Origin of the sequence: Lysobacter sp. (assembly GCF_035655815.1) — a bacterium.
GTDB lineage: Bacteria > Pseudomonadota > Gammaproteobacteria > Xanthomonadales > Xanthomonadaceae > Lysobacter_J.
In genome coordinates, this window is record NZ_DASRTS010000048.1 from 95,884 (window position 1) to 118,611 (window position 22,728).

General features: G+C 63.4%; 21 protein-coding genes. 16 read left to right on the forward strand and 5 right to left on the reverse strand.

Annotated elements, in window-relative coordinates:
• Positions 1 to 49 precede the first annotated feature (49 nt).
• Positions 50 to 382 carry a DUF6616 family protein gene (locus tag VFE83_RS13640; protein ID WP_324907035.1) on the reverse strand — a complete coding sequence of 111 codons (333 nt, stop codon included), beginning with the start codon at positions 380 to 382 and terminating at the stop codon, positions 50 to 52.
• A gap of 840 nt (positions 383 to 1,222) precedes the next feature.
• On the opposite strand from VFE83_RS13640, the gene VFE83_RS13645 reads away from it, so the two are divergent.
• From VFE83_RS13645 to VFE83_RS13705, 13 genes are all read left to right on the forward strand, one after another.
• Positions 1,223 to 1,819: a GspH/FimT family pseudopilin gene (locus VFE83_RS13645; RefSeq protein WP_324907037.1), complete on the forward strand. Its 597-nt coding sequence runs from the start codon at positions 1,223 to 1,225 to the stop codon at positions 1,817 to 1,819.
• A 38-nt stretch (positions 1,820 to 1,857) separates the two neighbouring features.
• A complete protein-coding gene (pilV, locus tag VFE83_RS13650; RefSeq protein ID WP_324907039.1) occupies positions 1,858 to 2,280 on the forward strand; it encodes a type IV pilus modification protein PilV in 423 nt (140 codons plus the stop codon).
• Complete coding sequence (locus VFE83_RS13655; RefSeq protein ID WP_324907041.1) at positions 2,277 to 3,278, forward strand: PilW family protein; 1,002 nt, start codon at positions 2,277 to 2,279, stop codon at positions 3,276 to 3,278. The genes pilV and VFE83_RS13655 overlap by 4 nt, the downstream gene beginning before the upstream one ends.
• Positions 3,275 to 3,868 carry a pilus assembly PilX family protein gene (locus VFE83_RS13660; protein WP_324907043.1) on the forward strand — a complete coding sequence of 198 codons (594 nt, stop codon included), beginning with the start codon at positions 3,275 to 3,277 and terminating at the stop codon, positions 3,866 to 3,868. The genes VFE83_RS13655 and VFE83_RS13660 overlap by 4 nt, the downstream gene beginning before the upstream one ends.
• A gap of 108 nt (positions 3,869 to 3,976) precedes the next feature.
• A complete protein-coding gene (locus VFE83_RS13665; RefSeq protein WP_324907044.1) occupies positions 3,977 to 7,675 on the forward strand; it encodes a pilus assembly protein in 3,699 nt (1,232 codons plus the stop codon).
• 41 nt (positions 7,676 to 7,716) lie between these two features.
• Positions 7,717 to 8,139, forward strand: a complete 423-nt coding sequence (locus VFE83_RS13670) for a type IV pilin protein (RefSeq protein ID WP_324907046.1) — start codon at positions 7,717 to 7,719, stop codon at positions 8,137 to 8,139.
• Positions 8,140 to 8,904: 765 nt separating this feature from the next.
• Entirely contained in the window at positions 8,905 to 9,789 is an 885-nt protein-coding gene (locus VFE83_RS13675; protein WP_324907048.1) for a universal stress protein, read from the forward strand.
• A 31-nt stretch (positions 9,790 to 9,820) separates the two neighbouring features.
• Positions 9,821 to 12,730: a monovalent cation/H+ antiporter subunit A gene (locus tag VFE83_RS13680; RefSeq protein ID WP_414674748.1), complete on the forward strand. Its 2,910-nt coding sequence runs from the start codon at positions 9,821 to 9,823 to the stop codon at positions 12,728 to 12,730.
• Positions 12,730 to 13,074: a Na+/H+ antiporter subunit C gene (locus VFE83_RS13685; RefSeq protein WP_324907050.1), complete on the forward strand. Its 345-nt coding sequence runs from the start codon at positions 12,730 to 12,732 to the stop codon at positions 13,072 to 13,074. Before VFE83_RS13680 ends, VFE83_RS13685 begins: the two co-directional genes overlap by 1 nt.
• Complete coding sequence (locus tag VFE83_RS13690) at positions 13,071 to 14,714, forward strand: monovalent cation/H+ antiporter subunit D (RefSeq protein WP_324907052.1); 1,644 nt, start codon at positions 13,071 to 13,073, stop codon at positions 14,712 to 14,714. Before VFE83_RS13685 ends, VFE83_RS13690 begins: the two co-directional genes overlap by 4 nt.
• Positions 14,711 to 15,202, forward strand: coding sequence for a Na+/H+ antiporter subunit E (locus VFE83_RS13695; protein ID WP_324907054.1), 492 nt, complete (start codon positions 14,711 to 14,713; stop codon positions 15,200 to 15,202). The genes VFE83_RS13690 and VFE83_RS13695 overlap by 4 nt, the downstream gene beginning before the upstream one ends.
• Positions 15,199 to 15,477, forward strand: coding sequence for a K+/H+ antiporter subunit F (locus VFE83_RS13700; protein WP_324907056.1), 279 nt, complete (start codon positions 15,199 to 15,201; stop codon positions 15,475 to 15,477). Before VFE83_RS13695 ends, VFE83_RS13700 begins: the two co-directional genes overlap by 4 nt.
• Positions 15,474 to 15,854, forward strand: a complete 381-nt coding sequence (locus tag VFE83_RS13705; protein ID WP_324907058.1) for a Na+/H+ antiporter subunit G — start codon at positions 15,474 to 15,476, stop codon at positions 15,852 to 15,854. Before VFE83_RS13700 ends, VFE83_RS13705 begins: the two co-directional genes overlap by 4 nt.
• A 57-nt stretch (positions 15,855 to 15,911) precedes the next feature.
• On the opposite strand, the gene VFE83_RS13710 is transcribed toward VFE83_RS13705, so the two are convergent.
• Positions 15,912 to 16,166, reverse strand: a complete 255-nt coding sequence (locus VFE83_RS13710) for a helix-turn-helix transcriptional regulator (RefSeq protein ID WP_324907060.1) — start codon at positions 16,164 to 16,166, stop codon at positions 15,912 to 15,914.
• Positions 16,167 to 16,265: 99 nt separating this feature from the next.
• Here VFE83_RS13710 and VFE83_RS13715 point away from each other — a divergent pair, with 99 nt between their 5' ends.
• The 3 genes from VFE83_RS13715 to VFE83_RS13725 all read left to right on the forward strand — a co-directional run bounded on the left by VFE83_RS13715 (position 16,266) and on the right by VFE83_RS13725 (position 19,030).
• A complete protein-coding gene (locus VFE83_RS13715; RefSeq protein ID WP_324907062.1) occupies positions 16,266 to 16,583 on the forward strand; it encodes a hypothetical protein in 318 nt (105 codons plus the stop codon).
• Positions 16,584 to 16,610: 27 nt separating this feature from the next.
• Positions 16,611 to 17,213 (forward strand): hypothetical protein, encoded by a 603-nt coding sequence (locus tag VFE83_RS13720; protein ID WP_324907063.1) that lies wholly within the window; start codon positions 16,611 to 16,613, stop codon positions 17,211 to 17,213.
• 1,046 nt (positions 17,214 to 18,259) lie between these two features.
• Entirely contained in the window at positions 18,260 to 19,030 is a 771-nt protein-coding gene (locus VFE83_RS13725; protein WP_324907064.1) for a helix-turn-helix domain-containing protein, read from the forward strand.
• Between the two features lie 537 nt (positions 19,031 to 19,567).
• Here VFE83_RS13725 and VFE83_RS13730 read toward each other — a convergent pair.
• From VFE83_RS13730 to VFE83_RS13740, 3 genes are read right to left on the reverse strand one after another with little or no spacing between them, the layout of a single operon-like run.
• On the reverse strand, positions 19,568 to 21,385 hold the full coding sequence (locus tag VFE83_RS13730) for a hypothetical protein (RefSeq protein ID WP_324907066.1): 1,818 nt from the start codon (positions 21,383 to 21,385) through the stop codon (positions 19,568 to 19,570).
• Between the two features lie 57 nt (positions 21,386 to 21,442).
• Positions 21,443 to 22,399: a glycosyltransferase family 2 protein gene (locus VFE83_RS13735; protein WP_324907068.1), complete on the reverse strand. Its 957-nt coding sequence runs from the start codon at positions 22,397 to 22,399 to the stop codon at positions 21,443 to 21,445.
• The gene (locus VFE83_RS13740; protein ID WP_324907070.1) at positions 22,396 to 22,716 is read right to left on the reverse strand and encodes a hypothetical protein; all 321 of its coding nucleotides are present in this window, start codon (positions 22,714 to 22,716) and stop codon (positions 22,396 to 22,398) included. The genes VFE83_RS13735 and VFE83_RS13740 overlap by 4 nt, the downstream gene beginning before the upstream one ends.
• Positions 22,717 to 22,728: the final 12 nt, after the last annotated feature.

Consider the following 22,728-nt stretch of genomic DNA (forward strand, 5'->3'; position numbering starts at 1 on the left):
AACCGGGGCCGGTCACGCGATGAGCCAGCGGCCCTACGGAATTCTTGCCTCATACATTGGCCAAATCATTCAGATCGTTCGTGAAGCCGCAGCCGCTTGCATTCACATGTTCGAAGTACTCGTACCAACCAGTGGCCCGGATCGCCGAAAGCAAGGCATCACGCGACTCTGGATTATCGAATCGCCAGATGCCGAGAAAGCGATGCGGGGTGGCCCGATAGATGGCGCGGTCGGTTTCGGTCAGCGCCAGCACCTCCACATTGCCGGTGGGAAGCTTGGCGAAGCCTGCCGCAACGCGGTTGAGAAATTGGATGCGGCCCTCCCTCGGCAGCGCATTCCAAGTGGCGTTCGGCGAATACAGCTCAACGAGGTAACACGCCATAGCGGTGGTCCGTTTGGTACTGCACAGGCCGCGAACGATGAGGGCCGGGTCAGCGAATGGAAACTGCGTGAAAGGTGGCGCGCGGCATCTCGGCGTGTGTCTTGCGCCGAAGGCCTAGGCGGCTGCGAAGTGCCGATGGAAGAGCGAACCGGAGACTCACCTGACAGCGTGCGCTCCCTTCGCAACGATGCAGACCTCCACAACTTCGAACTGCAACTCAGCAAAGGGGGCTACTAGGAACAGCGTCTGGCCTGACGTAGTAGAACCCTACAATCCCGGCGCCAACTGCCTTCTACCGGGGAATTTAGCCGAGGGCTTGCGGAATTGACAGTTCGATATGCCGCAAGCAGCGTTCGCCTATTTCGAACAATGCATCGCTCATTGAGTGGATCGAGCTGGCGTACGCGCACAGGCCTTACGATGTGATTCATCACCTCCAGGTCACAACATCAGCTGCGAGCGAAGTACTTCGCAACTTGACGTGCTTCGGCAGGCATGAGGAATGACTCGAATCCACCCGCAATCGTGGACGGTTCGACGATCGCAAACGCAGTGTTCGCTTCTGCGCAACCTTTCCCGCGCCAACAAAGATATTTCACTGTGTAAGATCGACTAGGCCACTCAACACCACTTGCGCTCATTGAGCCGAGGTCATCGATCCTCTTACTGTGCCTGTGTCAGCCGACAGCACAGCACGCTACCGTCGATGACGACCGAAACGCACCACGTGCGTGGGGCGTGCTGGCGCTGGGAAATAGCCGACAACGCCTGCCGTCCATCGGTCTCAAGTAGCAAGCAGGTCCGGATAGCTATCGTGTTCACGCCAATGGGGAACCATCCATGTCCTTCTTCCAGGGCGCGTTGCCAAAGACCGCGCTTGCTCGCGCGTGCCGGATGGCCGGGTTCAGTCTGATGGAGTTGGTCATCACGTTAGCGATCTTCGCTGTCCTGGCGGCCATTGCCATTCCCAGCATGACCACGCTGATGAACGCCAATCGCCTTTCTGGCGCGACCAACGAAATGATCGCGACTCTCCAGTTGGCGCGCATGGAAGCGGTTCGACTGAACGCCCCGGTGACGGTATGCCGCAGCGATGACGGAGCAACCTGCAAGTCGGGTGAGTTGTGGAGTACGTGGATCATGCTGGCCGATGCCGACCGGGACGGCGTCGTGGACGACGTCCTGCGCGTCAGCACAGCGGCCGCACCGCTTGAAGTGCGTGCGAGTGCCGCGATCCAGGACAGCCAGCTGAGCTTCCGATCCGACGGCCTGGCCAAGGCCGCAAACGGGTCACCGCTTTTCGCACGACTCGCCATTTGCCAGCAGGTCACCCAACCGGCGGAGAACGAGCGGCTCATCACGCTGGCGGCCGGCAGTCGCATTTCGTCCGAACCCATCGTCGCCGCCGGCAAGTGCGCGACGCCGACCAATTCGTAGCGTCAACGAGCTTTCAGATGCAACACCGGAGTCATTCCATGCCTTCACGCCAACGCGGCGTCGGCCTGATCGAGGTGCTGATCTCGGTGCTGGTGATGTCTATCGGCCTGCTCGGCATCGCCGCCTTGCAAGCGACCGCGCTGCGCAGCAGCCAGAGCTCCCTGGAGCGAAGCCAGGCCACCGTGCACAGTTACGCGATCCTCGAGACCATGCGCGCGAATCTCGATGCGGCGCGAGCTGGCGTCTATAGGTCCGGGAATCTCGAGTTGAGCAAGAGTGACCTGGTTGCATGGATCACGGCCCTGAAAACCGACCTCGGGGAGAGCGCGTACGGAACGATCAACTGCGTCGCGTGGGGTGATTCGACCACGCGGGACTGTACGATCACAGTGGTATGGAACGACTCCCGCGGCGCGGGCGGCGAAGAGAATCAGACGATGGTCACGGTGGCACGTCTATGAGCCACCTACAACGCCAGCCCACGCGGCGGACGCAAACCGGCTTCACGCTGATCGAGCTGATGATTTCGCTGGTGCTGGGACTGCTGGTGGTGAGTGCCGCCGCCGGCATCTTTCTATCCAACCAGCGCACTTTCCGCGCGACAGAAGGTCTCGCGCGCATCCAGGAGAACGCGCGCGTCGCCTTCGAGTTGATGGCACGCGACTTGCGCGAAGCGGCAGGCAATCCCTGCGGGAAGAATCTGCCCGTGGCGAATGTCCTCAACGGTGCGTCCAGCGGTACCGGGCCCTGGTGGATGAGGTGGGACCCAGGACTGGTCGGATATGAGAATGGAGCCCTCGGTGGATCGGCAGCCGGCACGGACGCGCTAGAGCTGCTGACCTCGGGCAATTCGCCGGTGACGGTGGCTGCGCACGATCAGCAGACAGGCAACCCGGGATCGCCGGCCATCATCAAGGTAAACATCACCCATCATGGCCTGCGCGACAACGACATCGTCGTTATCTGTGATTACACGCAGGCCAGCATTGTGCAGCTTAGCAAGGCGGCGGACGGGAACGTCGCCTTGGGCTTCAACAAGGGCAGTTCCGCCTCGCCCGGAAACTGCACCAAGGATCTGGGCGTGCCGGTGCTCTGCACAGCTACAGGCTACTCGAAGTCATATGGTTCCAACTCGCTGATCGCCAAGCTCTACGCTGCGCGCTGGTATGTCGCCGATAACGGTCGTGGCGGCCGATCGCTGTACCGCGTGTACATGGACAAGGGCGCTGAGCAGCCGGCTGAGGAAGTTGCCGAGCAGGTGCAGGACATGCAGTTGGAGTACCTTCAGAGCGGTAAGGCTGGCTACGTGGCTGCTTCTGCAGTCACCGACTGGAAGGGCGTGGTAGCCGTCCGGATCACCTTGTCGATGCTGGGCACCACCCACGCTGGCGAAGGCAAGACCCAGCTGACGCGGACGCTGACCCACATTGTCACTACGTTGCGGAACCGCACCTCGTGAAGCGCAACGTCTCCCGCCGCCAAAACCAGGGCGGCGCGGCACTCGTCGTAGTGCTGATCCTGTTGATCCTGGTGACGCTCCTGGGCCTGGCGAGCCTGCGTGGCGCGCTGATGGAAGAGCGCATGAGCGCCAACATGTTTGATCGCAGCATTGCCTTCCAGGCCGCCGAATCTGCCTTGCGTATCGCCGAACAAAAAGTGCGCGACGCGTCGGCGAAGGGTCTATCCATAGGCGTCGATTGCTCCGCCATCAACACAATCTGCGACGGAACGCCGCGAAACGTCAACGCCGCAAACCCGAGCGGTTGCAAAGCCGATGTCGCGGGGTGCTGGATGGACGTGACCAACCCTGCAGCCTATTCCAACAAGGTCGCCGGCACGCCGCAGTACTACATCGAGTTCATGGGCGACTTCCCGATCAGTGCCGAAGACAGCGGCAGCGCAAGCCGCTCGGCATCGTCGAACCAGTACGGTGCGCCGCCGCCGACCTACGGAAAGTCCATCTATCGGATTTCTGCCCGCAGCCATGATCCGGGAGCGGCTTCCGGCCGCGCCGTCGTCGCGCTGCAGGCGACCATCGAATTGCGTTAAGCCCGGCTGCACACCGGCAATCTGAACAAGCTTGGAGTCTGATCGATGACATCTCGATCCGCTAACCCCACCGAACGCAGGTCGGCTACGTCACGATTACTGATCGCCATGTTCGCATTTGCCATCACTGCCGCGACGGGCACCGTGGTGGCGCAGGTGGAAATTGCGCAATCCCCGCTCTACGTCGGGCCCAAGGTGCCGGGCAACCTTGCCCTGGTACTGTCGGTGGAGTGGCCGACGATCGTCAACCCGGCCAATCTCGGTGGCTACAATGCCAACTACAGGTACGTGGGTTATTTTGATGCGGGCAAGTGCTACACGTACGTATACGACAGTGTCGAGACGAAACGTCACTTCAAACCGGTATCGACCACCCACAACTACCAGTGCAGCAGCCACTGGAGCGGCAATTACCTGAACTGGGCCGCGACGCAAACGATCGATCCCTTCCGCCTCGCACTTACGGGCGGTTACCGCGTCGTTGACGAACCCGACAAGACTTGGCTCGAGAAGGCACGACATGATCGCAACCGCCGCTATCCCGACCGGACTCTGGGCAGCAACGTCTCAATGGTGGCACCCGCGTCGTGGCACTCGATGGTCGTACGCGTCCAAGGGCTCGGCAACAAGATGTACATCGCCGCAAACTACCAGAGCGATGGCAGCACGAACGATATCGATCGTACGGCCGTCGCCTACGACCCCTCGCGCCATTTGCTAGTCATCAAGAACAACCGCCCGGTTGTCGAGGACACCAGCGATTGCCAGACAAGCAGCGGAGTAACAACCTGCAATAGCCTGTCGAGCACGCTGCTCGAAGTCAGCGTCCGCGTCGCGGTCTGTGTTCCCAACCTGCTCGAGGCGAACTGCAAGCGATACAGCCGGGGCTGGAAGCCGGAAGGCCTGATCCAGGAGTATTCCGACCGTATCCGGTACAGCATTTTCGGTTACCTCAACGATAGTGATACGACAGGCTTTCCCAATGGGTCCCGTGATGGCGGCGTGCTGCGCGCGAAGCAGAAGTTCGTGGCGCCCATAAGCTACGACCCGAGGTACGGGCCCCTGGTCAATGCCTCCCGCGAGTGGGATGCCACCACCGGCGTGCTGGTGCGTAATCCGGACAGTGCGGACGCATCTTCAACGCCAGGGGGCATCCAGGACAGTGGCGTCATCAACTACCTGAACAAGTTCGGCCAGATGACCACGGAGCCGCACAAATCCTACGACCCGGTCAGCGAGCTGTACTACACCGCTGTCCGCTACTTCAAGAATCTCGGTAACGTTCCCAGCTATTCCTCATTGCCGGCCGACAAATCTAAGGCGTACCTGCTGGCCGACGGCTTCCCTGTCATCTCGACCTGGGACGACCCGATACAATTCCGTTGCCAAGCGAATGTGATTCTGGGTATCGGCGATGTCTACAGCCACGCCGACAAGAACCTGCCCGGCAACCAGACCGGAACCGCAGAACCGCCGACGCCTGCCGAGGTGACTGCCGACCGATCCGTCGACGTGGTGAAAGCGCTCGAGAAGATCGCACAGCTGGAAGGCATCGCGATCAACACGACTGTGTTTTCAACCAATAGGAACTCCGCGTACATCGCCGCGCTCGCCTATGACTCGCACGCGCGTGACATCCGTGGCGACCTCGGTGGGCGTCAGACGATCACCACGCACTGGGTGGACGTGCGCGAGAACGAGGTGCTGGAGCCAAGGGAAAAGAACCAATACTGGCTCGCGGCTAAGTACGGCGGCTTCCGCGTGCCCGATGGGTTCGATCCCTACGCGCGCACGACGGCCTTGGATGCGGCATGGTGGCATACCAGCGGGGACTACCTCATCAGCGGCACCGGCGGCGGCACGACCACGACCCCTACCGGCTACCCGCGTCCTGACAACTTCTACGTTGCCAGCGAGGCCGACAAGATGGTCGAGAGCCTGACCAAGTCCTTCCGCCAAGTTGCGAAGGACATGAGCGGTTCGTCCACCTCGCTGGCGTCCAACGCCACGCGACTGGAAACGGGTGCCAAGGCCTATCAGGCCAAGTTCTACAGCCCGTCCTGGCGTGGCGACCTGACGGCCTTCAACTTCGATCCGGTCACCGGCACGTTCTCTGAAGAGCCGGCGTGGAGCGCGGAAGCGCGGCTGCCGGACTGGGCCTCACGCAAGATCTACGTCAATACGGGCGCCGCCAACAACGCCTACCAACTGTTGACTTGGGGCAACCTGTCGGCGACACAGCGCTCCATGTTGGGCAGTGAAGCGGTGGTCAATTTTCTGCGTGGCGATCGCAACAACGAAGGCGTCGGCGCCGACAAGTTCCGCGTCCGCCAGGGCATCCTCGGCGACATCGTGCATTCGCAGCCGGTTTACGTCGGTCGACCCGACGCACGGCTTTACTACAACCAGGCCTTTACCGGCGCAAGCGACTACGTGAAGTTCGCGGAAGACCAAGGCACCAGAACGGGCGTGGTCTATGTGGGTGCGAACGATGGCATGTTGCACGGCTTCAACTCGGAAACGGGCGTAGAGACGTTCGCGTTCATGCCGGCGGCGGCGATCACCGCCAATCTGAAGAACCTGTCGTCGCCGGAGTACGAGCATCACTTCTCGGTGGATGGTGAGATTACCGTGGCGGACATCTATTCCAAGGCCGACAAGGCCTGGAAGACGGTGCTGATCGGCAGCATGGGCCGCGGCGGGAAGGCAGTGTTCGCCCTGGACGTGACCAATCCGGCCAGCGTCAAGTTCCTCTGGGAAAAGAGTGCGGCCGATATCCCGGCGCTGGGCCACACGCTGGGCAAGCCAATCATCACCCAAGTGGCGGACGGTAACTGGCAGGTGCTGGTCGGCAATGGTCCCAACAGTGCTTCAGGCACAGCGCAGTTGGTAATGATCGGCGTCGAGTCGGGTGCGGCGACCGTGGTGTCCACCGGCGTGGCGGACGACAACGGCCTGTCGGCAGTCGACGCATGGGATACGGACCACGATGGCTTCTACGACACCGTCTACGGCGGTGACCTCAAGGGCAACATGTGGCGCTTCAGTGGCGTGGGCACGAAGGCTGCCAGCGCAGCAGCGCTGTTCACGGCCGTCAATGCCGACAGCACTGCCCAGCCGATCACCGCCGCCCCGCTGATCATGATGAACTCCGACACCCGAGACCTCTGGGTGTACTTCGGAACCGGCCGGTACCTCGGCGATGGCGACGTGTCGAACAAGGATGTCCAATCCTGGTACGGCATGATCGACGACGGTCAGGCAGTCGTTCGAGCGAACCTTGCCAGTCCCAAGATCCTCGCGGAAGTCGCCAACGACGAAGACAAGACCATCGTCCAGCGCGTGACCAGCAAGATGACGGGTGCCGACCTTGCAGGAAAGAAGGGGTGGTATATCGACTTGGTCTCGCCCGTGGGTGGCAAGGAGGGCGAGCGCATGGTGATTCCGAATCGCTTTGAGCGCGGCATGCTGATCGGCACGACGCGTGTTCCGAACTCCACCGACGTGTGTAGCCCGGGCGGCAAGGGTTACGTGATGGCCGTCGACCCATTCACTGGCTCACGACCCGCATCCTCGTTCTTCGACGTCAATGGCGACGGAACGTTCGACGAAAAGGACATGGTCGTGCTGGGCGATGAAATGCTCCCCGCCACTGGCTTGGGCTTTGACAGTAGCCCGAACGGCCCGATCTTCATCGACGACGACATGCTGCTGAACCTCGATGACGGCTCACAGCGCAAAACCGACACGCGCAGCACGGGTTCGAGGGCCTCTCGCATCTCGTGGCGCGAGCTATTGCTGGACTGACGACGCGATTCGAAGATGGCCATCCTAAAGGGCAATGATCCATGCATCATCGCGGCTTCACGCTGATCGAACTAATGATCGTGGTTGGGATCATCGCGATCCTCGCGGGTATCGCGTATCCGAGTTACCAGAACCATGTCATCAGGTCTCGTCGTGGTGTAGCGGCGGCGTGCGTCTTGGAGGCGGCTCAGTTCATGGAGCGCTATTACACAACCAATCTGACGTATCTTGACGGTGCCGGAGCCGCACCCAGCCTCCCGCAATCCCAATGCATGACCGATCTGGCGAGTTTCTACGCGATCCAAGTCGTTCCGGCAGCCACCACGGCCACGACCTACACCATTGAAGCTGCGCCGAAGGGTCTACAGGCTGCGAGGGACACCACATGTGGCACGTTGACCCTCGACCATCAAGGCAACAAGAAGGCAAATGGCGGCACGACTTATGTCGGCCAATGCTGGTGACGATGGGTTGCCGCGAGGCCCGCGCTAACTGGCGGAGCGAGTCCACCGCCGCCAGGGTCCACCGGAAGCGGTCCGCCTCATCACCGACTAGGCGAATTTCGTGGTTCGCAAAGCAAGGCCTTTCATCTATATGCGAGCATCGGTGCGCAGCGCTTCGGCCCTGCATGCGCACGCCGGTTGCGCCTCCTGTGGTTCGCGCAGGACCCGTTCCCGCTCCTGTTGCCGCTGCACCTGCTGGGTCACTGCACCGTCGTCTGCGCCCCATTGGGGCGCAGCGCGCCCAACAGCTCGGCAATCAGCCAACGCAGGGCGTGCCGCGCCATGTGCCCCGATTCCGCTCAGCGCCCCGTCCCCCCCCCGTGATGAGCGCACGCCCAGAGACGGCGCTGACTTCCTCCGCCAAGACTTCCAATGGTGCGAGAAGGCGCCCACGTAGCCGCTCGCGTTCACGTGATCGAAGTACTTTCACCCGTTCGTCAGGCAAGAGTGCATGGCGGTAGCAAGAACTGTACGGCCGTCAGCGGCACGCGCTTGCACACGCATCGACAGATAAGCCACCCGCAGGTTGGCGCCACCCATCAACGCTGCCGGCGGCAGACGTGGCCGCTGTGCAGGCCGGTCATGCTCAACCTCACCGGCCATCGCCGGCCGGCCATTGAACACGCTCGGTGGTGGCACCGTTCCTCCCCACAGGCTAGAGTGACCCGACACCTCCTTTAGAACTCCGGCGCGGTGATTCGCGACGGTCCGACGGCGAGGTTTGCCATGATCCAATCCCCTGCGTGGGGGGCGCCTCCGCGGCGCGTCCTGCTGGCGACCGACCTTACCAGTCGCGCCGATCGCGCCTTCGATCGGGCCGTGCAACTCATCCACCTGTGGGGCGCCGAGTTGCACGTGCTGCATGTGGTGGAAGCGATGCCGCCTGCGGTGCCCTTCGGCGTGGATGCACAGACGTATCTGCGGGAACGTCCCGACCCTCGCGTCGAGGCAACGCGCCGCCTGCACCGCAGCCTTGAGCGCGAGCAGGTGCCGGCGCGGGCGCATGTCGAAGAAGGATCCGCCTCGCGGGCTATCCTGAGCACGGCCGAACGCGAAGGCTGCGACCTCATCATCATGGGCGAGGGTCGCGACCGGCTGGTCGGTCCGCTCGAAGGCACCCTGGACCATGTGGTCCGCCGCTCGCCGGTGTCGGTGCTGGCGGTGCGCGATCGTCCCTATGGTCCGTATCGCAAGCTGTTAGTGGGCACCGACCTCACGGATGAAGCGCAACAGGCCCTGATCACATCCGTTCGCTGGTTCGGTGGTGCGCAGATCGCCTTCCTGCACGCCTACTCCATGCCCTACTCCAGCCTGCTGCGCCGCCACAGCAAGGAATGGGAGGCCGAGCAACTGGCACAGCTTCGCGCGCAACTGGAGGACGCCGACCTTTCACCCGAACAACGCGCCTCAATCCGCCTGCGCGTGGACGCGGGTTCACCCGCCGCCGTGCTTCGCCGGCAAGCGCAGGAACTCGACACGGAGGTGACGGTCATCGGCGCCCACCCTCGGGGCCTGCTCTTCGACACCGTGGTGGGCAGTTCGCGCCTCATCATCGATGCGATTCCGGGCGACGTTTTGGTCGTGCGGGCCATCCGGGGCGATTCGCGATGAACGGTGCGTCGCCGCAAAGCGGGAGGCGCGATTGACCGTGCCGCTTTGGCTGCTCGTCGCCCTTCCCTTCCTCGGCAGCGTGCTGGCCGCCGTCCTGCCGACGCGTTCGCGCACGCTGATCGGCACCTTCGCCGGGCTGATCGCCTTGGTGGTCTCCCTCGCGCTGCTCACAGCGTTCCCGATGGTTCGCGATGGCGGTGTGATTCGCCAAACGATCCACTGGGTGCCCTCGATCGGGCTCGACCTGGCCTTCCGGCTGGACGGGTTTGCCTGGATGTTCGCGCTGATGATCGCGGTCATTGGCGTGCTGGTCTGTCTGTATGCGCGCTATTACATGTCGCCCGACGATCCAGCGGCGCGCTTCTATTCCATGCTGCTCGCGTTTATGGGGGCCATGCTGGGCGTAGTCATGGCCGGCAACCTCTTGCAGTTGGTCGTCTTCTGGGAGCTGACCAGCTTCGCGTCGTTCCTGCTGATCGGCTACTGGTACCACCGAACCGACGCGCAACGCGGTGCGCGCATGGCCCTGATCGTGACCGGCTTCGGCGGACTGTGCCTGCTCGCCGGCGTCATCCTGCTCGCGCACATCGTGGGCAGCTACCAGCTCGACGTCGTGCTGGCGTCGGGCGACCGGATCCGGTCGCACGCCTGGTATCCGGCGACGCTGGTGCTGATCGCCGTGGGTGCGCTGACCAAGAGCGCGCAGTTCCCCTTCCACTTCTGGCTGCCGCGTGCCATGGCGGCGCCGACGCCGGTGTCGGCGTACCTGCACTCGGCGACGATGGTGAAGGCCGGCGTGTTCGTGCTGGCCCGTTTCTGGCCGGTCCTGTCCGGGACAGAGCTGTGGTTCTGGTTGATCGGTGGCGCCGGGGCCATCACGCTGCTGCTCGGCGCGTACCTAGCCATGTTCCAGAACGACCTGAAGCGGGTGCTCGCCTACTCGACGGTGAGCCATCTGGGTCTGATCACCCTCCTATTCGGTCTTAACAGCCCGCTGGCAGCGGTGGCCGGCGTGTTCCACATCATGAATCACGCCACGTTCAAGGCCTCGTTGTTCATGGCGGCCGGGATCGTCGACCATGAAACAGGGACGCGCGATATCCGACGCCTGAGCGGGTTGATCCGGGCCATGCCACGCACGGGCGTCCTCGCGCTGGTCGCCACGGCGGCAATGGCCGGCGTGCCACTGCTTAACGGGTTCCTGTCCAAGGAGATGTTCTTCTCCGAGACCGTGTTCCTGTCCGCCTCGCCCTTCGTGGAATCAGCGCTGCCGGTGCTTGCAACCGTCGCCTCGCTCTTTGCGGTCGTGTACTCCCTGCGCTTCGGCTACGACATCTTTTTCGGTCCGCCGTCGACCGATTTGCCGCGAACGCCGGAGGAGGCGCCGCGCTGGATGCGCATGCCCATCCAGTTCCTCGTATTGGCGTGCGTGATCGTGGGCGTGGCGCCCACCTTTGCCATCGGCGGTGTCCTTCAAGCGGCGGCTCGGCCGGTGGTCGGTGGCTCCTTGCCGGATTACAGCCTTGCCCTGTGGCATGGCCTCAACCTGCCCCTGCTCATGAGCCTCATCGCCATCGTCGGCGGCATTGCCGGCTATCGCGGCCTGCGCGCGTGCCAAGAACGGGGTCGGCTCCTGGTTACGCCGTTCCTCTCTCACTGGAATGGGCGTGATGTGTTCGAATCCCTCCTGCTGGGACTCACGCGCGGCGCACGTGATCTGCTGGCTGCGTGCAGCACCCGTCGGCTGCAGCCGCAGTTGTTCGTGATCATTGCCGGCACCGTTGTCCTGGCGCTGCTCGCCTCGCGCGGTGTTGCGCTGAGCTGGGGCGATCGACCGCGTGTTCCGGTCTCCAACGCGTTCGTGGTGCTGTGGATCATCGGCATGATCTGTGCGATCGGCGCCGCCGCCACGGCGAAGTTCCACCGCCTCGTCGCCATCACGCTCATGGGCGGTGCCGGGTTGGTCACGTGTCTGACCTTTGCCTGGTTCTCGGCACCAGACCTGGCACTGACACAGATCGTGGTGGAGGTGGTGACCACGACGCTCTTCCTGCTCGGCCTGCGGTGGCTGCCGATGCGCATCCCCGTGCCCGGACGCCGGAGGTCACTGCACGAGCGGGCCCGGCGCGGCCGCGACCTGCTGCTGGCCGCCATCGTGGGCGGCGGCCTGGCCGCCCTCTCGTTCGCGTTCCTGACGCGGCCGGCGCCCCACAGCATTTCGCCCTTCTTCCTGGCCAACGCACTGCCAGGCGGCGGGGGCAGCAACGTCGTCAACGTCATGCTCGTGGACTTCCGCGCGTTCGATACCCTGGGCGAGATCACGGTACTCGGCGCAGTCGCGCTCACGGTGTACGCGCTGCTGCGGCGGTTCCGTCCGCCCGCCGAGAGCATTGCTCAGCCCGCGCAACAGCGTGCACTGCCCGAAGGCCAGGCGACGGATCTGCTCAAGCCACGTCGCGGGGACGAATTCGCACGCGGCTACCTGCTGGTCCCGTCGGTCATCGCGCGATGGCTGATGCCGGTGTCGCTGGTGGTGGCTGCGCACTATTTCCTGCGCGGCCATAACGAGCCCGGCGGTGGCTTCGTGGCCGGTCTGATCGTCGCGATCGCGCTGTTGATGCAGTACATCGTGTCGGGCACGCGATGGGTGGAAGCGCGTACGCACGTGCGGCCTGCACGGTGGATCGCGATGGGGCTGCTGATTGGCGCCACCACTGGGCTGGGGGCGGTGCTGTTGGGCTACCCGTTCCTGACCAGTCACACGGCGCACGTGACTTGGCCGATGGTCGGCGAAGTCCACCTTCCCAGTGCCGCGCTCTTCGATCTGGCCGTGCTCGGCGTCGTGGTGGGATCGACGCTGCTGATCCTGACCGCGCTGGCGCACCAGTCCATTCGCAAACAGGCGCCGGCACCGCATCCCATAAACCCGGAGGAGCGCTGATGGAGGTTCTGCTCGCGCTCGTCATCGGCGTGCTCGCGGGGTCCGGCGTATGGCTCGTGCTACGCCCGCGAACCTTCCAGGTGGTCATGGGACTGGTGTTGCTGTCCTACGCGGTGAATCTGTTCATCTTCAGCATGGGCAGCCTGTCCATCGACCAGGCGCCGATCGTGGCGCCGGGCGTGCCGGCTGACCTGCAGCACTACAGCGATCCGATGCCACAGGCGCTGGTGCTTACGGCGATCGTCATCGGATTCGCCACGACGGCACTGTTTCTCGTCTTACTCCTCGCGGCGCGCGGGTTCAGTGGGACAGACCACGTGGACGGACAGCAGGACGCGCCATGAACAGCCTGGCGCCATGGACCGTCGTGCCCATCGTGCTCCCGCTCGTCACGGCCGCCCTGCTGTTGCTCATCAGCGATTCGCGGCGGCGCCTGGGCTCGCTCCTCAACGTCGTCGCGACGTGCGCCGGCCTGGTGACCGCGATGGCCCTTCTGTGGCGGGTCACGGTCAATGGCGGACCGGACGCGATCGCTGCCCATCTCACCTCCAACTGGGCCGCCCCGTTCGGCATTGCACTGGTTGCCGATCGTTTGTCCGCGCTTCTGCTGGTGCTCGTCGGCGTCGTCGCATTGGCCGTCGCGCTGTACGCGGCGGCGGGCTGGGGTCGCAGGGGCGCGTACTTCCATCCGCTTTTCCAGATCCAGCTCATGGGGCTCAACGGCGCCTTCCTCACGGGCGATCTGTTCAACCTGTTCGTCTTCTTCGAGGTGATGCTTGCCGCGTCCTACGGCCTGCAGCTGCACGGCTCGGGATGGCCCCGCGTGAAATCCGGGATGCATTACCTCGCGGTCAACCTGCTCGCCTCCTCGCTGTTCCTGGTGGGCCTGGCGGTGCTCTACGGTGTGATGGGCACCCTGTCGATGGCCGACGTGGCCGCGAAAGTGCCGCTGGTTCCGCCGGCCGATCGTGGTCTGCTGTACGCCGGTGCCGCGATTCTCGCGATGGCCTTCCTGATCAAGGCTGCCGCCTGGCCTCTCAATGCGTGGCTGGTGCCCGCCTACACCGCGGCGAGCGCCCCCGTGGCTGCGCTGTTCGTGCTGATGACGAAGGTCGGGGTCTACGCGGTATTGCGCCTGTGGATGCTGGTGTTTCCGGCACAGAGCGACTCGGCGACACAGTTTGGCGCGCCCGTGTTGTTGAGTGTCGGGCTGGCGACGCTGGCGTTCGGCGCGGCGGGGGTACTCGCATCGATCCGGCTGGATCGCATTGCGGCCTTTTCCGTCATCGTCACCTCCGGCACGCTCTTGGCCGCCTTCGCGACCGGGTCGCCTGCAGCGGCTGCCGCCGCGCTGTTCTATCTCGTCAGCTCCACCTTCGCGGTCAGTGCGCTGTTCCTGTTGGTCGAGCCCGTACAGCGCATGCGTTCGGAGGGCCAAGCCCGAAACGCCCAGTACGACGCGTTGCCCGACGAGGACGATAACCTCGACGACCAGCAGCTGCCTCTGGTCGGACGCGCCTTCCCCGTCTCGGTGGCCACGTTGGGCCTGGCCTACCTGGGCGGCTCCCTGCTCGTGGCCGGCCTGCCGCCACTGTCGGGTTTCCTGTCGAAGGCGGCGCTTTTGACCGCGATCGTCGCAACCGGCAATGGCACCGCAACGCCAACCTCCACTTGGGTGCTGATGGCCTTGCTGTTGGGCTCGAGCCTGTTTGCCACCACCGCCCTAGTGCGCGCCGGCATCCGCCATTTCTGGTCGAAAGGCGGGCGGTTCGCACCGCGCCTCAGACTCGTTGAGAGCGGTTCCATCCTAGTGCTCATCGGCGCGTGCCTGCTGCTCACGGTGTTCGCAGAGCCTGTCCTGCGCTACACCACGGCGACGGCCGCGTACCTGCATGCGCCACGCCCCTACGTCGAGGCGGTGTTCGGTACCTCGCCTCGTCCAGGTCCAACTTCGCCCGAGTACCCGAGCGTGGAATCGCCATGACACTGCGCCGACTCGTACCGCAGCCCGGACTATCGATCGCGCTGCTTGCGCTCTGGTTGCTGCTGGCACGCAGCGTCGAGATGGCGCAGGTGCTGCTCGGCATGGCGATCGCGCTAATCGTGCGGATCCTGGTGTCGACGCTTTGGCCGGTTGCCCGGATACGCCGCCCGTTGACCGCCCTGCGCTTCGCCCTACGCATCGGCGGCGACGTGGTGCACTCGAATTTGGTGGTCGCCTGGGGCGTGCTGCGTTGGCCCTGGCGGCGGCCCGTGTACCGCTTCATCCTGATCCCGCTGGACCTTCGAGATCCGGCTGGGCTGGCCGTACTGTCCGTGGTGACCACGGTCGTGCCGGGTACGGTGTGGTCGGAGCTGGCGGTCGACCGCAGCGCGATGCTGCTGCACGTCTGGGACGCGCCGGATGAAGCCGCATTCGCGGCCCGCTTCAAGGCGCGCTACGAAGCGCCACTCCGGGAGATCTTCGAATGAGCACGCTGCTGCTCTACGCCATCGGCTTCACACTAGGCTGCTATGCGATTGCGTCGGTAATGGTGCTGGTGCGGTTGGTGCGTGGGCCGCGTGCCCAAGATCGCGTATTCGCCCTCGACCTGCTGTACATGCACGCCATGCTGGTGGTGCTGGTCATCGGCCTGCTGCACCAGAGCGACCAGTACTTCGAAGTCGCGCTTCTGATCGCGCTCTTCAGCTTCGTCAGTTCGGCGGGCATGGCGAAGTTCATTCTTCGCGGGGAGGTCATCGAATGAACCCCGTGCCGGCATGGGTTGAAGCGGCGGTCGCAATCTTGCTGGTGACCAGCGGGCTGTTTGTGCTCATTGCCGCACTCGGCTTCCTGCGCTTGCGCAGCTTCTTCCTGCGCATGCACCCACCGGCGCTGACCTACACGCTGGGCAGTTGGTGCTTGGCCGGGGCCGGAGTGTTGTACTTCTCCGCCTTGGAAGGTCGGCTCGCCTTGCACCCACTGCTGATTCCGCTCCTGTTGGCCATCACCGTGCCGGTCACCACGCTGCTGCTGGCGCGTGTCGCGCTTTTCCGTCGCCGCCTTGCGAGGGACGCAGACACCCCTCCTGCGCTTGTGGCAAAGGACGATGTGCCATCGGACGGGCGTCAGAGTCCGTCCTGAGGCTCTGATCGCTCAAAAGGACCCGTTCGAAACCGCGCCCCTCAGCGGCGCGTGGGTCTACTTGCGTGACCCTTGCAGGGCACTCAGGACGCGACGGAATTCCTGCTCGGGCGAGACGCCGAGGATGTGGCAGTAGGAGATGAACTGGATGAGGTCCAGTCGCCGCTCACCCCGCTCGATCTTGGAGACGATCGATTGGCTGGTCCCCCAGGCAGACGCGACCTCCTCCTGAGTCAGGTTCGCGCGCAGTCGCGCGTCCTTGATCAGGGCGGTGAACAGCCGGTACTCGCGCTTGTGGGTGAAGCCAGGCATGGGCTTGCCGCAGGGTTTGGCGGCAAGCTAAAGTCCGATCCGGAATAGTCCAAAAAGGACTACCTGACGGTCGCGATGCCAAGTCCTGGTCCAATGCCCATGCGTGTGGACATCGCCGAGATCGAGCTGAACTTCGGCCTTGCGCCTTTTGTCGGCGAACGGCTGGCAATCCAGATGGAGCGGGCCACGAGTGCCCAGGCGCGGGAGCAGCTGGTGACGCGCCTGCAGATGGCCTTTGAGCGGGCCATCGGGGACCTCATAGACCGGGATCTATCGAGCCCGACGGCCGATCAGGTCGAAAAGGCGGTTCAGATCGCGCGCACCCGTCTCATCTCAATTCCCGGAGAGGCCTTGCGGTACCGGGGAACCATGGAACTGTTCCTTGCGCGCCATCTGTACCGAGGCGACCCGGACTGAGGACACGGGCCGCCAGGCGGCCACGCCATGACTGCAATCCAACCGACCTACTTGTTTGTCGATACCGAATGGGCCGACGCTGCGGGCCATGAGCTGGTAAGCATCGCCTTGGTGAGCGTTGACGATCAGCACGTGTTCTACGCCGAACGCGATCCCCTCCCGAGTGCGCCCACCGACTTTGTCCGTCGCACGGTGTACCCGTTGCTCGATCGTGGTGAGGCCGCCATGTCGGACGCGGCCATGACTCAGGCGCTGCGGAGGTTTCTCGCGAGCATCGTTCACCCGTACGTTCTGGCCGATCACCCAAGGGACGTGCAGCATCTTCGGCACGTTCTGGTGGGCGCGCGACTTTCGGACCCCCAAGCGGCCCCGTGCGGATCCATACCATCGGTGGTCACAACCGTCATGGATCGGCAGGGAACGACGACGGCGATCCTGGAACGATGGTTTGCGCAGCATCCGCAAACGGCCGCGCGACGCCACCATGCGCTCGTCGATGCGCGTGCGCTGCGGATCGCATGGCTGGTCGCGACCGGAAGGATCAGCCCTGATTGGGTCAACAGCAACCCTGACGCAATTCTCCCCGTTAATGGGGAGTACGCGGCCGACGGGCAGAGGACTGAGCGATGAAGGTATTGGTGGGCGCCAACACCGACGGGTGGCATCGGACTGGACTGGTGGCCCAGCTCCCGAATCGGCAGATAGTCACCGCTCCCTCGATCGCGACGATGGTCCAGCATCTGCGCGGGTTGGGCATTTCCCGCGAGGAGGTACTGCTCGCGGAGGCGGACGACGGGGACCGTGCGATGAGCACCCGCGAGCAAGTAGCTTTCTGGGAGGCGTGGAGTGCGGGCGGTGCACCTTAACTGCCAAGCGGCCTCGAAAGCTCGCGACACGCAGCTCCGCTGGGATGTCACCTCAGGATTCGCGCCGATTACATGGATAGCTGCGCGTCACGCCAGGACCGAACCACGCCGGAACACCGTCAGCCGGTCAAATTATCTCTGTCTCGACGGTCGCAGCAAAGACCAACCCACCATCAATCCGTCCTCTTCGCATCTCAGAACCGCAACCAGCACCCGTGCAGGTTCGCAGGAGAATAGAAACCCGGCTATGAGACATCGCTAGACCACCTGCCCGGCTTATCCACTCAACAGAGCCCCCTAGGGTTCCGCCACCAGATCGAGGAGAACACAGAAAACAAGGGTTTTTTGCGCTCGGAAGGGTGGTTTTCTAAGAAGGGGTTCGGCCGCCTCTGCCGAAATCTTTAGTCAATTCAGCTGATTAGGGGGTCCGCGCAACCGGCGCAGAATCACGTGCTACGACGACTACACGCAGACAGCGCGATTCTGCGTATCTGGAACGGCCGCCCTCACTCTCGCGCAGGTCCATGTCTCGCGGCATCCGACGCGGCTGGTCTCTCTAAGTCGCAAGAAGTGGACTACTGGCACGGCACGGCGGCCTCGCGGCTCGCGCGACCGGCGGCCATACGGTGCACTCGCTAGCCATCCTGAATGCGGATCTGAGCCCCTAACGCGCAGAGAGCGGGCGTCCACGCAACGCCATGGCGGCGCGCATTTCGTCATCGTCGCAAGCAGCTGAACTCCCCCGAAGCACCACCCATTCCGCAACGAAGTGATCCACAATGGCGGCAGGTCATCGACCCGGCCTGAGGAATGAACGAAACCTCGCCCCTCGACCTCGCCCAACTGCAGCGCAGCTGTGCGCGGTGTTCTCTGCAGGCGCTTTGCCTGCAGGCGGGTCTTACCGCGCAGGACGTGGAACGGCTAGACGGAATGGTCCGCCGCCGTCGTGCACTCGTGCCCGGTCAGCGCTTGTTCCGCATCGGCGACCCGCTCTCGACCATCTATGTCGCCCGCATTGGCGCGTTCAAGACCGCGAGCATCACTGAGCAGGGTGAAGAGCAACTGGTCGGCCTCCACCTGCCCGGCGAGCTGATCGGACTGGATGCCCTCGGTGAGGGCGCGCACCGCTGCGAAGCTATCGCGCTGTCCAAAGCCAATGTGTGCGAAGTGCCATTCGATCAGCTCGCTCTGGTCGCGGCGCAACTGCCGAACCTGCAGCATCAGTTGCTGCGTGTGATCGGACAGGGGGTCGATCGCGATCACGACCATATGGCTTTGCTCGCGCGCAGGAGGGCCAACGAGCGCATCGCGCTGTTCCTGCACGGATTGGGCGAACGTTTCCGCCAAAGCGGACACTCGCCCACCTCGTTCACACTCCCCTTGAGCCGCGAAGATGTCGGGCGATACCTGGGAGTCGCATTGGAGACGGTAAGCCGTGGCTTTACCAGCCTGCAGGACGACGGCGTAATCTGGGTGCGTGGTCGCCGCGTGGAAGTGCTCGATCCTGACGAACTCAAGCGCCTCGCGCACGGAGATGAGGCCGGGGCCGAAGCCGCCGCCTCCCACCCGCGCCTCTTCTAAACAGCGCTCCTGTCGGCGCAAGCGCCGAAGACGATTTGTGTCTCGGACCCAACCGGCAATCCGCCTGCGTCACCCCTGTTGTCGTCGCGCGCAGCGCCCGACCCTAGTCATCGTGCCGGCAAGGTCAAACTTGCGACGGCCCCTGATTTTCCGAGCGGTACCATGATGACGTCACGCGAGCCAGCTGGGCAGTCGCGGAGCCGTCGTCGTTGAGGCCGTGCAACCGTCGGCCTCACGGCTGTGTACTGGCATGCGCGTGGCGCCTGTGGCTTCGTCGCGAATCTCGAATACCTGCACTGCGCAGTGGCTGCCAGACAACCATGTGGCGGTCATCTCGTAGTTCGCGCCGGCCTATGGCACGAAGGTGCGCGCCGCGTTGCAGTGCGCGGATCGGCGCGTCCCCGGTGCACCGGTGCCGGCAACGCCTGGCAAATACGACTCCCCACATATGGCGGGAGTCTCTAGCCAGCCGGTCACTGCGCAGGTCGCGCGACGTTCGTGGAACCGTCCGCCTGACAGCGCCAGGAGCAGGCCGCGTCAACCGGGTTCAATCTCGACGACTCGGCACCACTGGTAAGATTGGAGATCAGTCCCAATCGATGCCTGCTTCCTCAAGCAAGAGGAGCCTAGCAACTGCAAGTTGTGGCGGGACAAGATTTGCACGGCCTGTTCCTGCGATTGCCGATCTTCGATCGTCAGGTCGATCCTCCGAGATGCGGGGAGAACCAACTCGCACTTTTGGCCTGCCAAACCGATTCCGTCCGACTGTGGCTGGGTTTCAAGCTTCAGCTTGGCGGCCCACCATTGCAGCCGAGCACAAGTTTTGTTGACTCCCAGCCAGCCCATGGCTCGATTGAGGCGCACCACGCGCTGCTGCCTGCGATCATCATCCGCCGGCAGTATTGCGTAGATCCGATCTGGCGTTTCGCGCCACACTGCGCGAGCGCGCTCGTGGTATGCAGGGCCTTCCGGGAATCCACTGAGACCGACGAACCGGTACTGCTCGGGAAGCAACGGAATGATCCACCCCTGGGGCTCAATACCCGTCATCAGCACCGTGGCTGGAAGCGGGTTGGACTCAGGCACCTCTACTTGAAACCCGGATTTTCCCAAGCCAGCCCGGCCCCAATGACTCCATCCCAACACCGCAACGAGCGCGCAGGCTGCAACGGCTCCGGATGCCACATGCCGAGCTTGATTGCCAGAACTGATGCGATGAATCACGATCCATAGCGCGATGGGGGCCAACATCTCCGCGGCTGCGAGATAGCGATGAATGCTGAACATCGCCATCCACACCACGAACGACGTTGCCACGAAAGTCAGCAGTTGCCGCTGCGGTACTGCCAAGGCAGGCGCGGCGGGAAGCTCGCGCTGTCTCCAGGCTCGCAAGGACTTGATGCCCCACCAGATCATCGCGATGAACAGCAGGAGCCAAACAATTTGGCGCAGCCCAACCTCGCCGACCCGTGTCGGGTCCAACGTCATTTGGATCGGCCACGTCACCCACTCAAGGCCCGTCTTGGGCAGCCATCGAGTGTCAGACACCATGGTTTCGCCGGCCAATGGCGATTGGAACCACGAATTGAACTGCGGTAACAGCGGGTTACGGAAGGTCAGCCACATGTGACGAAACCATGCCCCTGTGAGCACGCCGAACGCTGCCAGTGCGGAACAGGTGACTAAGACAAGCCGATAAAGGCGTAGCACCCAGCGCCCCTCACCGGCCATGATGGCTACCGCCAACGCAACCGCGTAGATCGCGTTAGTCAGCTTCAGCCCCACAGCCAAGCCCATGCATATGCCGCACAACAACAGGTGCCGTACGGAATCGCCGGATCGATCACGCGACCCGATTGCGAGCAGCAAGGCACCCAGCACGAGGGGCGCGGTGCTGTTGTCTCCCATCGTATTGCCAAATTCTGAGAGGAAGACCGCCGATAGCATCCCCGCCAGACCCAGGAGCGGCGCGCGAATGGCTCGCCGCGCGTCATGTCGGAGAACGGTCCACGCAACTCCTGACAGCAGGATGAAACAGACGCCCTGCCATGCCCCCATCAGGAACGACAGGATCACGGGATGCAATCGTGTGGACAGCCAGAAGTACGGCACATCCAACATTGGTGGGAAGTAGCTCTGTAGTCCGACAGGGGCTAGGTCCACGCCAACCCTGTCATTCAAGTAGGCATAGGCGGCGTAGTAGTGATAGTTCATCAGATCCCAATTGCGATCCTGGCCCAGGATCACCGAGACCAGGCCCGCCACGATCAGGCCCGCGACCGCGGCGGCAACCACATTGCTTCTGGACGTGAAGCCGAACCGCTGCGACAGCACTGCTGTGATGCTGGATTTCATGCGTCCTGCAGACCTCATTCTGGGAACCGCTCCTCTACTTACGGATACGCCGTTGGATCAACCGTTCACGCGGTTGGACGAGATGGAGAGATAAGCAAGGTGCTTTGCTTCGACGCGCCCACGCGTCACGTTGTTCAGGATCAGGCCGCAAGCGAGAGAGACCATCGCGGTCAAGGCCAGCGCCACGCTCATCAATGCCGTGGGCAGGCGCGGCACTAATCCGGTCGCCAGGTAGGCGGGCAACAGGGGCGCCGCCAGGGCAATAGCAGCAAGCAGGAGCGCAATGCTTATGGCGCCGAAGAACAACAGCGGCCTTTCTGCATGCACCAGTGCCGCGATGGTGCGCAGGATGCGAATGCCGTCGCGGTACGTGTTGAGCTTGCTGGAGGACCCGGGTGGCCGCGCGCCATACGGCGTCGGCACCTCGGCGACCGGCATGCGCAACTGCAGCGCGTGCACGTTCAGTTCGGTTTCGATCTCAAATCCAGAAGCGTGCGCCGGGAACGATCGGACGTAGCGCCGTGAGAACACACGGTAGCCGGACAGCATATCTGTGAAGGTGCGCCCGAAAAGCCACGCCACGCATCCGGTAAGCAGGCGATTGCCGAAGCGATGCCCTAGTCGATAGGCATCCTTGGCCTCGGAGACTCGCGCTGCGACCACCATGTCCAGGCGCTGCTGCAGCAAACAGCCGATCAGATATGGGGCGCATCGGGCCGAATACGTGTCGTCACCGTCCACTAACACGTAGATGTCAGCCTCGACGTCAGCGAAGGCCCGGCGTACGACGTTGCCCTTGCCCGCAGCTCCCACGTGCAGGACGCGAGCGCCGGCGCGCTCGGCTGCACGGGAAGTGCCATCCGTGGAGTCGTTGTCCAGCACAACTATCTCCGCACCGGGCAGGTGCTGACGGAAGTCGTGCACCACCTTCGCTACGGTAACCACCTCGTTGTAGCAGGGGATGATGACCGCGATACGTTCGCTGCCGTCGCCTTTCTCAGCAAGGTACGTCAAGGGACACAAGCCCTCGACTGCGGATACTTCTTGCAGTAGCCGCCATTCAAGCGTCTACCTGCCTCGGGCAAGGGAATCGCTGCACCGGGCAGGCAGGATGCATTGCTCTTGTATCGCTCACAAACCTTCACCTTCTGCCCTCTCTCAGAGTAGGCGTAGCCGGTACGCTCCATACAGATCATGGTCGCAACGGTCTCGTCAAAGGTGCGGTCCGCGCCATCCAGGCCACGAATGCCATCGAATGGTGAGGCGTAGTTGCACTCGAGCATGTCCTTCCAGACGGTCACTTCATCAGTGCCTGGTCTGGACCAGCGCATGTACGTTTCAGT